This is a genomic window from uncultured Pseudomonas sp., assembly GCF_913777995.1.
Classification (GTDB): Bacteria; Pseudomonadota; Gammaproteobacteria; order Pseudomonadales; family Pseudomonadaceae; genus Aquipseudomonas.
In genome coordinates, this window is sequence record NZ_CAJYVE010000010.1 from 261,627 (window position 1) to 273,644 (window position 12,018).

Genomic DNA, 12,018 nt, shown 5'->3' on the forward strand with positions numbered 1-12,018 from the left:
GATTGTTAACGCGTGACGGTTGGGCGGCAGCATCGAAACAGTCCTCCCCTTCAGCCCTGCCCGGCCAGCGCCCGTTGCCGGGCGTTGTGCAGCATGTGCAGGGTGACCTTGCGGACTTCGGCCTTGCTGACCTCTATGTGGGCCTTCAATAACGACTGGGCTTGCTCACAGCGCCGACGCAGGATCGCCTCCAGAATTCGCGCATGCTCCTCGTAGGTGAGTTCGATGCGCGGCTGGCGGGTGAAATCCAGGCGCCGGATGATGCGGATCTTTTCACTGACCTCGGCGTGCAGGCGGGCCATCTCGCGATTGCCCGCCGCCTCCAGCAGCTGGCAATGGAAGCGTTCGTCCAGCCGCGACACCTCGGCACCGTCCTGCAGGCGCGCCGCGGGCGCCACCTGCCAGGTCTGCACCAGTTGCTGCAGGGCCTCGGGCCAACAGGTATCGGGCCATTCGCAGAGGCGCTTGACCGCTTCCATCTCCAGCACCACACGCACGTCGTACAGCTCTTCGAAGTGCTGGAAATCGAACGGCCGTACTTGCCAGCCACTGCGGAAATACACCTCCAGGTAGCCTTCGCGTTCCAGGCGATACAGCGCCAGACGCACCGGGGTGCGGCTGGCCGACATGCGCACGGCGATCTCGCTTTCGGAGAAGCGGTCGCCCGGCAACAGGCGAAACTCGAAGATGTCATCCTTGAGCTGCGCATAGATGCGCTCGGCAAGGCTTTCAGGGCGCTCCTTGCCACGCGGCGCCGGGCCGAGCAGTTGCATCTCAGGCGGCCTCTTCCGGGTCGAGCAGCAACAGGGCATCGCCCGGCGTCACCGCCTTGCCGGGCTGGCAACGCACCGACTTGACCACTCCGGCCACCGGCGCGACCACCGACAGTTCCATCTTCATCGCCTCGACCACCAGCAGCGGCGTCCCGGCCTCGACGCGCTGGCCAGGCTCGACCAGCACCTTCCACACGCTGCCGCACATCTCGGCGCTGACCAGGTGGCCTTCCAGGTCGGCGGCGTCTTCCTGCGCAGCAGCGGCCTTGGGTGCCTCGGGCTCATCGTCCCGCCACAGTTGCACTTCGCTGTCGAACGCCGCCTTCTGGCGCGCCTGAAAGGCCGCGATGCTTTCGGCGTTGTCAGCCAGAAACGCCTGGTAGGCGGCGAAATCGAACTCGGAGTGCTCGATGCGCACTTCGGCACGCCCTTCGCGGAACGCCTCGCGGAACGCGTCCAGCTCGGCCTCGCTGACCGGGTAGAAGCGCACCTGGTCGAAGAAGTGCAGCAGCCAGGGCTGGCCATTGGCGAACTGCGGGTTCTTCACGTACTTGTTCCAGATCGGCAGGGTGCGACCGACCAGCTGGTAACCACCGGGCGAGTCCATGCCGTAGATGCACATGTACATGCCGCCGATGCCCACCGTACCTTCGGCGGTGTAGGTGCGCGCCGGGTTGTACTTGGAGCTGAGCAGGCGATGACGCGGGTCCACCGGCACCGCGCAGGGTGCATCGAGGTAGACGTCACCCAGGCCGAGGATCAGGTAGCTGGCATCGAAGAGGATCTGGCGTACCTGTTCGCGGTCGTCGAGGCCGTTGATGCGCTGCAGGAAGTCCACGTTGTTCGGCAGCCATGGCGCTTCGCTGCGCACCGTCTCGCGGTAACGCTGCACCGCGCCGAGGGTGGCGCTGTCTTCGAAGGCCATCGGCAGATGAATGATGCGCGTGGGAATCTTCAGCCCGGCGACATCGCCCAGGCGCGACTCCAACGCCAGCAGGTGCTCGACCAGCGCCTGCTGATGCAGCACGCGGCTGTCGTAGCGCAGTTGCAGGGAACGCACGCCCGGCGCCAGTTCTTCGAGGCCGCGCAGCGGCTCGGCCTTCAGCGCCTCCATCAGCAGGTGCACGCGCAGGCGCAGGGCCAGGTCGAGCACGTTGTCGCCGTATTCGAGAAGGATGTAGGCATCGCCGGCCTGGCGATAGACCACCCGTGGGCGGCTGCCTGCGGCCGGCAGCTCGGCCAGGATGGTTGCCGACGCGGTGCCGGCAGGCGCCAGAGCCGGGGCCGGCAGCGGCAGCGCACTGATCGGCGCCAGGCTTTCGATGCAGCCCAGCTGCGCCTGCTCCAGACTCTGCGCCTGCTGGAAGCTGATCGGGTGAAAGCGCAGGCGGTCGCCCGGCTTGACCTGGCCGACCTTCCACAGCTCGGCCTTGGCGATGGTCACCGGGCAGACGAAACCGCCCAGGCTCGGGCCGTCCTTGGTGAGGATGACCGGGAAGTCGCCGGTGAAGTTGATCGCACCGATGGCGTATTCGCAGTCGTGCACGTTGGACGGATGCAGACCGGCCTCACCACCGTCGGCACGGGTCCAGCTCGGCTTGGGGCCGGACAGCCGCACACCCAGGCGGTTGGAGTTGTAATGCACCTCCCATTCGGCAGCGAAGAACTGCTCGATGGCTTCGCGGGTGAAGAAATCCGGAGCACCGTGCGGGCCGTAGAGCACGCCGATGTCCCAAGTGGTGCCGTAGCGGGGGATCAGCTCCGGGTGTACCGCCTGCGGCACGCTGACTGGCGCGGGTGTGGTGCAGGCCGGCAACGCCGGTTGCGACACCGCGAGCATGTCGGAGGTACGCAGGATGCGCCCGGCATGCCCGCCGAACTGGCCGAGGGCAAAGGTCGAACGGCTGCCCAGATACAGCGGCACGTCCAGGCCATTGCGCACCGCCATGTAGGTACGGCAGCCACTGCGCGCACGGCCCAGGCGCAGCACCTGGCCGGCGCGTACCGCCACCGGCTGCCAGTAGTCGATGGCCTGGCCATCCAGCTCGGCCGGGCAATCGGCACCGGTCAGGGCGATCAGTGCATCACAGTGAAAGCGCAGGCTCGGGCCCTGCAGGGTGAACTCCAGGCCGGCGGCACTGGCATGGTTGCCGACGATGCGGTTGGCCAGGCGGAAAGCATATTCGTCCATCGGCCCGGACGGCGGCACGCCGATGTCCCAGTAGCCGAGGCGGCCCGGTGCGTCCTGCACGCTGGAATAGGTGCCCGGCTCCAGCACCTCGATGACGCTGGCCTGGAAGGCGAAGTCATCGAGCAGCCGGGTCCACACCTGGCCACGGGCGAAGCGCTCGTCGGCCACCACCTGGCGCAGGTAGTCGAGGTTGCTGGTGATGCCGTGCAGGCGCGTGGCGGCCAGGGCGGCGCGCATACGCTCGATGGCCTCGGCGCGGTCGCGGCCATGCACGATCAGCTTGGCGATCATCGGGTCGTAGAAGGCCGACACTTCGCTGCCGGTGCTGACCCAACCATCCACGCGTACGTCGTCAGGGAAATACACATCGGTGAGTACACCGGGGCTGGGCAGGAAGTTCTTCAGCGGGTCTTCGGCGTACAGGCGTACTTCGATGGCCGCACCCTGCGGCGCGCGCTCCAGGGCCGGCCAGTCCGGCGTCATGCTGGCTGCCACCTGCAGCATGCATTCGATCAGGTCCAGGCCGGTGACCATCTCGGTGACCGGGTGCTCGACCTGCAGGCGGGTATTCACTTCGAGGAAGTAGAAATCGTCGCGGGCGGCGTCGTAGATGAACTCCACGGTGCCGGCGCTGCGGTAGCTCACCGACTGGCCCAGTTGCACCGCTGCGGCATGCAGGCGTTCGCGGGTGGCCTGCGGCAGGTTCGGCGCCGGAGTTTCCTCGACCACTTTCTGGTTGCGCCGCTGCAGCGAGCAGTCGCGCTCGCCCAGTGCCACGACACGGCCCTGGCCGTCGCCGAAGATCTGCACTTCGACATGGCGCGCCTGGTCGACGAAACGTTCGAGAAACACCCCGGCGTCGCTGAAGAACTGCTCGCCCATGCGCTTGACGCTTTCATAGGCGCTGCGCAGCGATGGTTCGTCGGCGCAGCGGGTCAGGCCGATACCGCCACCACCGGCGGTGGTCTTGAGCATGACCGGGTAGCCGATGGCGGCCGCCGCCTCGACGGCTTCTTCCAGGCTCTGCAACAGGCCGGTGCCGGGGGCCATGGGCACGCCCGCCTCGGCGGCCAGCTCACGGGCACGGTGCTTGAGGCCGAACTCACGGATCTGCCCTGGGGTCGGGCCGACGAAGGCGATACTGGCCTGTTCACAGGCCTCGGCGAACTCGGCGCTCTCGGACAGGAAGCCATAGCCCGGATAGATCGCCTGGGCACCGGTTTCCCGAGCGGCAGCCAGGATCTTGTCGGTGCGCAGGTAGCTGTCGGCCGGCTTGTCACCGCCCAAGGCAATGGCCACATCGGCATCGCGCACATGCTGGGCATTGCGGTCGGCGTCGGAGTACACCGCGACGCTGCGTACGCCCAGGCGCTTGAGCGTGCGAATGGCGCGTACGGCGATTTCACCGCGGTTGGCGATCAGTACGGTATCGAACATGACGGGCTCCTTGTGCGCGTTACGAGGCGGTGGCAGACAGACTGGCGATGAAGGCGCGCCAGCCGCCGAAAGCGGTGATGTCACGGGCACCCTGGATCGCCAGCGGCTCGCAGATGAAGCCCTTGACCCAGCGGCCGTCGGCCAGCTGCAGGTTGCCGATGCCCAGCGGTGGCGGGATTTCCGCGACGAATTCGCCGAAGCGCGCCAGCGGGATGTCCCACAACTCGACGATGATCGCGCTGCCCTCCTGGCTGCGCGCCAGGCCCGGCTTGGGCGGCACGGTACCGGGCAGCGCGTAGAGGCGGTAATCGCTGGCGGTGAGGGTCTGCTCCACCAGCACCGCATCGCGGCTGGTGAGCTGGAAGTTCAGCGGCATGCCGGTCAGGTGCGCACCAACCACCGCCACCCGCACGCTGCCCGGCGCCTGCACCACAGGTGCCGGAGCCGGCAGGCGGCGCCCGGTGGTGCCCAGGGTCAGGTCCAGCGATTGCTGCCAGCGCTTGCCCAGGCTGGCCAGGGCCAGGTCGTGCCAGGCCGGCGCGAGGAAGGTGATGCCGGCCGGCAGGCCGTCGCCACGCAGGCCGGCCGGTACGGCCAGGGCCGAGAGATCGGCCAGGTTGGTGAAGTTGGTGTAGGTGCCGAACTGGCTGTTGAACAGCACTGGCTCCCGGGCCATTTCACTGATGCGCCGGATGGTCGGCGAGGTCGGCACCACCAGGGCATCGAAGCCGGCCAGGCTGTCGTTGATCTGGCGCGACAGCTCGGCGCGCAGGTATTCGGCCTTGTAGGCATCGCAGGCGCTGTAGCGCTTGCCGCCCTCGACGATGCCGCGCACCACCGGGTCCATGGTCTCGGGGTCGACGCCCTCGACCGCCACGGTACGCTCGGCCACCCAAGGGCCCTGGTAAAGCTGCTCGGCCAGGGTGCGGAACGGGCTGAAGTCGATGGTTTCCAGCTGCGCGCCCAGGGCCTGCAGGTCCTTGAGGGCCTGTTCGAAGACGGCCTGGGTCTGCTCATCGGCGCAGAACTCCAGGCTGTCGGGCACCGCCAGGCGCGGTGCGGCGCCAATGGCCACCGGCGCGCGGTATGGGTTCTGACGGCTGTAGGGGTCGGCGGCGTCATAGCCGCCGGCGAGCTTGGCCACCGCTTCGGCGTCGTCGACGCTCAGGGCGAACACCGAGATGCAGTCCACCGAGCGGCAGGCCGGCACCAGGCCGGTGTTGGGCAGCCAGCCCTTGGTCGGCTTGAGGCCGACGATGTTGTTGAAGCCGGCCGGCACGCGTCCGGACCCGGCGGTGTCGGTGCCCAGTGAAAACGGCACCAGGCCGCGCGCTACGACGCTGGCCGAACCCGAGCTGGAGCCGCCGCTGACGTAGTCGGGATTGAAGCTGTTGGGTACGGCACCGAACGGCGAACGGGTGCCGACCAGGCCGGTGGCGAACTGGTCGAGGTTGGTCTTGCCGATCAGCACCGCACCGGCGGCGCGCAGGCGCTGCACCACGGTGGCATCGGCTTCGGCCATGTAGGCGAAGGCCTCGCAGGCCGCAGTGGTCGGCCAGCCGGCGGCGTCGATGTTGTCCTTGATGGCGAACGGCACGCCGTACAGCGGCAGGCTGTCCAGGTTGCCACCCGCCGCGTCCAGGCGTGCCTGCAAGGCATCGAGCTGGGCCTCCAGCAGCGCCGGGCTGGCCAGGGTGATCCAGGCGGCATCGTCCTGGCTCAGGCTGCCCAGCAGGGCATGGAGCAGCTCACGGGGCTGTTGAGCGTTACGGTAGAAACCTTGCCAGTCAGCAAGGGTGCAGGCGACAGGTGCTGGGGACATACACTGAGATTCCATCTTGTATCCAAGTTTGGAATCGACAGAGCAAGGGCAATGCCAGAATTCATTTACCTAATAAATTCATATATTTAGCGAATTTTCGCGGGCTTTTCGCCCCCTTGTCGCAGCCTCGATGGCGCACGCTTTTCGCGCAGCACGCCTGAATGCGGTGCAACAGCCGCCCTGGCCTGACCCGATGAGAACCTGTACGCGGCTGAAGCCGCGCCTACCGGTTGAACGCGATTTAGTAGAGGCACGCGGTGCCGGGCAGTGACCGGTGGGACCGGCTTCAGCCGGGAAGCTTTTCGCGGCTGAAGCCGCTTCTGCCGGGTGAACACAATTTCGCAGAGGCACGCGGTGCCGGGCAGTGGCCGGTGGGACCGGCTTCAGCCGGGAAGCTTTTCGCGGCGCAAGCCGCTTCAGCCGGACAAGGCACGGTCCGTTCATAACGGGCTCAGGCCAGGCTGGCCTGCAGGCTCAAGCGAGCCTGTTCGCCCGGTTGCAGACCTTGCCGCGGACCGTGGCTGCCGGCCGCTTCGACGCGTACGAAGCCTTGCACCTCGTTGCCGCCCAGGCCCAGCAAAGGCCGCTTGCCAGGGTGCCACACGGCCGTTTTGGGGCTGTCGTCGACATCGATATTCAGCCCGCGCTGCCAGCCCGGGTCCTGCAGGCGCACACGACCTTCGTGCTCGAAGACCTGCTCGCAGGCGCCCTGAACGCGCAGTTCGCCGCTCTGCCGACAGCTCTGGCGACGCAACTGGTCATAACCGGGCGCGCCATCCAGGCCCTGCAGGGCCACTTCGTTGACATCGCTGATGCGCCAATAGGCATGCAAGGCCTGGCTGAAATGACACGGCTCGCTGTCCTGGTGCCGGGTGCTCAGGTCCAGGCGCAGGGTGTCGCCCAGCTCGGCATGCAGATCCGCCTGCCAGTCCCACAGTTGCAGGCGCCAGTGCAGGCGTACGCCGTGCTCCTCGGCCTGGCTGTCGAGCAGTTTCCAGTTCAGCAGCCGGGCCCAGCCATGCGCCGGCCAGCCGCTCTCCTCCGGGTGCCGGCCATGCCACGGCCAGCACACTGGCACGCCACCACGAATCGCCCCCACCGCCGGCCAGTGCGTGGCGCACCACAACCAGGGCTTCTGATCGCGGGGCTGGAAATGCACCAATTGCGCGCCCTGGCGGCTGAACGCCGCCTGACAACGCGGGTGATCGATCAGCAGCACCTCATGGGCCTGGTAGCGCTCCCACTCGAACGTCGCACGCGGCCGGCGTGCGCTGAAGAATCGCTGCAAAGGATGTTCGTCCATCGCCCTGTCCCGATCGGTTCACCGCGAGCGCCGGCCATGGGCCGTCACCCGCACAAAAAAAGCGGGCAGCCAGGCTGCCCGCAAGCACACACGAACGCGTTTAGAACTTGGACTGGATCTTCAGGCCCGCGACCAGCGCATCGTCCACCTTGTCCACACCGCCCGGATGGCGGATGTACTGCAGGTTGGGACGCACGGTCAGCCAGTTGGTGACATGGAAGCCGTAGTAGATCTCGGAGTTGTACTCGGTGTCCTGCACCGGCAGGAAGCCAGGGTTGTCGTAGTCGCTGATGCCGCTGAGCTGGTTGACCAGACGGCGACGATCCTGGGCGTCATCGTTGACGTGGATGCGCGCCACGCCGATGCCGATGTCATCCTTGGGCCGCGAATCGAACGGGCCCTTGTAGACCAGGCCGAGGTTCTGGAAGTTGTCGATGTAGTTGGTGTCCTTGTCGTGGATGGTGACCGTGGCAAACACGCTCAGGCCCCGCGACGCATCGCCGTTGTGGGTGGTCAGCTGCTGCTGGCCTGCGACCCAGAAACCGTGCTTGCTGCCATGGGTCTTGAAGTCGCCGCCCGACACCGGCTGCGGACGGCCATCGGCGCCCTCGAAGACATCGTCAGCCTTCGGCGTGCTGTAGTAGTAACCGACACGGTATTCACCGGGCAGCGCATTGACCTTGGGCGTCCACACCAACTCGACCGGGATCAACGCACCCTTGGTGCCGCTGCCGCTGAGCTTGAAGCCGTTGCCGATTTCCAGGTTGGAGGGGTTCTGCTCGAACACGCCGACCTGCGCATAGACCTCAGGGGTCAGGTTGTACTTGACCCGCCCACCCCACTGGCTGACCGGCCAGTTGTACCAGGTGTTCACGTAGTTGGCGGTCTGTGCGCCGCACAGGGTCAGGTTCTGGAAGTCGCAAGGGAAGGAGGCGAAGTCCTCACCCGGTCCGTAGCGACCGAATTTGAGGTCCAGGGCACCGTCGAAGTACTTCTGCTTGATCCACATCTGGGTCAGGCGCCAGGTCTGGCCACGGCCCCAGACCTCCTGAGAGGAGCTGAGCGTACCGGCACGCGGGTCGCCGATGCGGTCGTTGGAAATGTTGCGCCCGCTGCGTTCGGTGATCGCCAGCTTGAACTCGGCGTCGTGCCAGCCGAAGGCTTTCTGCAGGTCGACCTTCAGGCCGAAGGCGAACTGGTCGCTGTAGCGTGCCGTGGTGTTGTCGTTGTAGCCGCCATCGAGGTTGCTCGCCGCTTCGCCAACGTACTCCAGGGAGAAGTCATAGCCTTTGTCCAGCAGCTCGGTGCGCGTCCCACCCCAGTCACCGGTCATCCAGGGCGAATCGGCACTGAAGGCGTCGGCCGCCTGGGCGCTGCCGGCCAGGGCCATGGCCCCGACCACCGACAGCTTGTGCGCCCAGTTCAGGCGTGGACGCGATTGCGCTTTGCTGTTGCTCATTGTTCTGGTCCTCGATTTATTGTTATTGCTTTGGGTCTTGCGACTTCCTTTGGTTGCAACCACGGCTGGCTGCTGGCAGCCCGGCCAGCCGCGGAGGATCACTTGCGGCTCAACTGTGTGACGTTGCCGCCGCGCTCGGCCCCGGCGGCACGGCCCAGCACGCCGAGGCGCTCACCGGTGGCCGCATCGAACAGCAGCACCCGGGCCGGATCGAACTGCAGGGTCAGGCTTTCGCCCACCTGCGGTGCCTGGTCCGGCGCCAGGCGGCAGCAGACCTTGGTCTGGTTGAGGTTGACGAACACCAGGGTGTCCGGCCCGGTGGGCTCCACCACCTGCACCTCGGCGCGCACACTGGGCAGGCCCTGGCCCTGGCCATCGCCGCTGGCCAGGCCGATCTGCTCGGGGCGAATGCCCAGGATCACGTCACGGTCTTCCAGCCCCGCATCGTTCATCCCCAACGGCAGCTCGCAGCGCGCCTGGCCGCTGTCGAGCAGCGCCAGCAGGCGGCCATCGCGACGTTGCAGGCGCAGGGGAATGAAGTTCATCGGTGGCGAACCGATGAAGCTGGCGACGAACTGGTTGGCCGGGTCGTTGTAGATCTCCCGCGGCGTACCGAACTGCTGGACGATGCCGTCCTTCATCACCGCCACCTTGTCGCCCAGGGTCATGGCCTCGATCTGGTCGTGGGTGACGTACACCGTGGTGGTCTTCAGGCGCTGGTGCATCAGTTTCATTTCGGTGCGCATCTCGACGCGCAACTTGGCGTCGAGGTTCGACAGCGGTTCGTCGAACAGGTAGATCTTCGGCCGCCGCGCCAGCGCCCGGCCCATCGCCACACGCTGTTGCTGACCACCGGATAGCTGCGCCGGCTTGCGTTCGAGCAGGTGCTCGATCTGCAGCAGCCGCGCCACCCGCGCCACTTCCTCGTCGATCTCGGCCTTGGGCAGCTTGCGGATCTTCAGGCCGAACTCGATGTTCTCGCGCACGCTCATGGTCGGGTACAGCGCGTAGGACTGGAACACCATGGCGATGTCGCGATCCTTGGGGCTGGTGCTGCTGACGTCCTGGCCGTCAATGAGGATCGCCCCGCCGGTGATGCTTTCCAGGCCGGCGATGCAGTTCATCAGGGTCGACTTACCGCAGCCCGAAGGCCCGACCAGGATGAGGAACTCGCCGTCCTTGATCTTCAGTTCGATGTTTTTCAGGGTATCCGGCAAGCCGCTGCCGTAGCTCTTGTTTACGTTTCGCAGTTCGAGAGTCGCCATGCTTAAACCTTTTCAGTCAGCCCTTGACCGCGCCAGCGGTGAGGCCGCGCAGGAAGTACTTGCCAGCCAGGATGTAGACCAGCAGGGTCGGCAGCCCGGCAATCATCGCCGCCGCCATGTCTACGTTGTATTCCTTGACCCCGGTACTGGTGTTGACCAGGTTGTTCAGGGCTACGGTGATCGGTTGCGAGTCGCCGCTGGAGAACACCACGCCGAACAGGAAGTCGTTCCAGATCTGGGTGAACTGCCAGATCAGGCAGACCATGATGATCGGCGTCGACATCGGCAGCACGATGCGCCAGAAGATGGTGAAGAATCCCGCGCCATCCAGCCGCGCCGCACGCACCAGGGCGTCGGGGATGGTCACGTAGAAGTTGCGGAAGAACAGCGTGGTGAACGCCAGGCCGTACACCACATGAACCAGCACCAGGCCGGGGGTGGTGCTGGCCAGGCCCAGCTTGCCGAGGGTGAAGGACGCCGGCAGCAGCACGGTCTGGAACGGCAGGAAGCAGCCGAACAGCAGCAGCCCGAAGAACAGCTGCGAACCCCGGAAGCGCCACATCGACAGCACGTAGCCGTTCAGCGCACCGATAGCGGTGGAGATGATCACCGCCGGAAAGGTGATGCGGATCGAGTTCCAGAAGTAGCCATCGACGATGTCCCAGGCCTTGACCCAGCCGATGGTGGTGACCACCGCCGGCCAGCTCAGCAGGTTGCCACTGCCGATGTCCTCGGGGGTCTTGAAGCTGGTCAGCAGCATCACCACCAGCGGCACCAGGTACAGTACGCAAGCCAGCAGCAGCACGGCGTGGATCAGCAGCCGGTTGAACGAGAAGGTGTTATGCATGGCGCTTGCTCCGCAGTTCCGAGTACAGGTAAGGCACCAGGATGGCGAGGATCGCGCCGAGCATCAGAATCGCACTGGCCGAGCCCATGCCCATCTGCCCGCGGCTGAAGGTGAAGGCGTACATGAACATCGCCGGCAGGTCCGAGGAGTAGCCAGGGCCACCGGCGGTCATTGCCGCGACCAGGTCGAAGCTCTTGATGGCGATGTGCGCGAGGATCATCACCGCACTGAAGAACACCGGGCGCAGGCTCGGCAGCACCACGCGCCAGTAGATCAGCGGCAAGCTGGCGCCATCCATCTGCGCGGCACGGATGATCGACTGGTCGACGCTGCGCAGCCCGGCCAGGAACAGCGCCATGACGAAGCCGGAGGCTTGCCACACCGCAGCGATCACCAGGCAGTAGACCACGCGGTCGGGATCGACCAGCCAGTCGAGGCGAAAGCCTTCCCAGCCCCAGTCGCGCAGCAGCTTGTCCAGGCCCAGACCAGGGTTGAGCAGCCATTTCCAGGCGGTGCCGGTGACGATCATCGACAGCGCCATGGGGTACAGGTAGATGGTGCGGATCGCACCTTCACGGCGAATGCGCTGATCCAGCAGGACGGCGAGGATCACCCCCACCACCAGGCTGATACCGATGAACAGGCCGCCGAACAGCAGCAGGTTCTTGCTCGCCACCCACCAGCGGTCGTTGTCCATCAGCCGCGCGTACTGCGCCAGCCCCGCCCACTTGTAGGACGGCAGGAAGGTCGAGTTGGTGAACGACAGCACCAGGGTCCACAGGATGTAGCCATAGAAGCCCACCAGCACGATGACCATGCTCGGCGCCAGTACCAGCTTGGGCAGCCAGCGCTGCAGCGCATCGAGCGGTGAAGCCTTGTTGAACACAGCGACAGAACTCATCGTAAACATCCGGTCGGGTC

The 12,018-nt window shown here is 66.1% G+C and carries 8 protein-coding genes; all 8 read right to left on the reverse strand.

The genetic code is table 11. The features are described from left to right. Positions 1-50: 50 nt before the first annotated feature. The 8 genes from QZ497_RS03990 to QZ497_RS04025 all read right to left on the reverse strand — a co-directional run bounded on the left by QZ497_RS03990 (position 51) and on the right by QZ497_RS04025 (position 11,998). Positions 51-773 (reverse strand): GntR family transcriptional regulator, encoded by a 723-nt coding sequence (locus QZ497_RS03990; protein ID WP_295471264.1) that lies wholly within the window; start codon positions 771-773, stop codon positions 51-53. A 1-nt stretch (position 774) separates the two neighbouring features. Further along, complete coding sequence (gene uca / locus QZ497_RS03995; protein WP_295471265.1) at positions 775-4,401, reverse strand: urea carboxylase; 3,627 nt, start codon at positions 4,399-4,401, stop codon at positions 775-777. A 19-nt stretch (positions 4,402-4,420) separates the two neighbouring features. Beyond that, positions 4,421-6,223: an allophanate hydrolase gene (atzF, locus tag QZ497_RS04000; RefSeq protein ID WP_295471267.1), complete on the reverse strand. Its 1,803-nt coding sequence runs from the start codon at positions 6,221-6,223 to the stop codon at positions 4,421-4,423. A gap of 451 nt (positions 6,224-6,674) precedes the next feature. Continuing rightward, a complete protein-coding gene (locus QZ497_RS04005; RefSeq protein WP_295471268.1) occupies positions 6,675-7,526 on the reverse strand; it encodes a D-hexose-6-phosphate mutarotase in 852 nt (283 codons plus the stop codon). A 100-nt stretch (positions 7,527-7,626) separates the two neighbouring features. Further along, the gene (locus QZ497_RS04010) at positions 7,627-8,916 is read right to left on the reverse strand and encodes a carbohydrate porin (RefSeq protein WP_295471577.1); all 1,290 of its coding nucleotides are present in this window, start codon (positions 8,914-8,916) and stop codon (positions 7,627-7,629) included. 167 nt (positions 8,917-9,083) lie between these two features. Continuing rightward, entirely contained in the window at positions 9,084-10,250 is a 1,167-nt protein-coding gene (ugpC, locus tag QZ497_RS04015; RefSeq protein WP_295471270.1) for a sn-glycerol-3-phosphate ABC transporter ATP-binding protein UgpC, read from the reverse strand. 16 nt (positions 10,251-10,266) lie between these two features. Beyond that, positions 10,267-11,097, reverse strand: a complete 831-nt coding sequence (locus QZ497_RS04020; RefSeq protein ID WP_295471272.1) for a carbohydrate ABC transporter permease — start codon at positions 11,095-11,097, stop codon at positions 10,267-10,269. Further along, positions 11,090-11,998 carry a carbohydrate ABC transporter permease gene (locus QZ497_RS04025; protein ID WP_295471273.1) on the reverse strand — a complete coding sequence of 303 codons (909 nt, stop codon included), beginning with the start codon at positions 11,996-11,998 and terminating at the stop codon, positions 11,090-11,092. The genes QZ497_RS04020 and QZ497_RS04025 overlap by 8 nt, the downstream gene beginning before the upstream one ends. Positions 11,999-12,018 lie beyond the last annotated feature (20 nt).

What these genes read in the sequence shown, in the direction of transcription:
- QZ497_RS03990 (WP_295471264.1), bottom strand. Translation starts at nt 773, where the DNA reads ATGCAACTGCTCGGCCCGGCGCCGCGTGGCAAGGAGCGCCCTGAAAGC.
- uca (WP_295471265.1), bottom strand. Translation starts at nt 4,401, where the DNA reads ATGTTCGATACCGTACTGATCGCCAACCGCGGTGAAATCGCCGTACGC.
- atzF (WP_295471267.1), bottom strand. Translation starts at nt 6,223, where the DNA reads ATGTCCCCAGCACCTGTCGCCTGCACCCTTGCTGACTGGCAAGGTTTC.
- QZ497_RS04005 (WP_295471268.1), bottom strand. Translation starts at nt 7,526, where the DNA reads ATGGACGAACATCCTTTGCAGCGATTCTTCAGCGCACGCCGGCCGCGT.
- QZ497_RS04010 (WP_295471577.1), bottom strand. Translation starts at nt 8,916, where the DNA reads ATGGCCCTGGCCGGCAGCGCCCAGGCGGCCGACGCCTTCAGTGCCGAT.
- ugpC (WP_295471270.1), bottom strand. Translation starts at nt 10,250, where the DNA reads ATGGCGACTCTCGAACTGCGAAACGTAAACAAGAGCTACGGCAGCGGC.
- QZ497_RS04020 (WP_295471272.1), bottom strand. Translation starts at nt 11,097, where the DNA reads ATGCATAACACCTTCTCGTTCAACCGGCTGCTGATCCACGCCGTGCTG.
- QZ497_RS04025 (WP_295471273.1), bottom strand. Translation starts at nt 11,998, where the DNA reads ATGAGTTCTGTCGCTGTGTTCAACAAGGCTTCACCGCTCGATGCGCTG.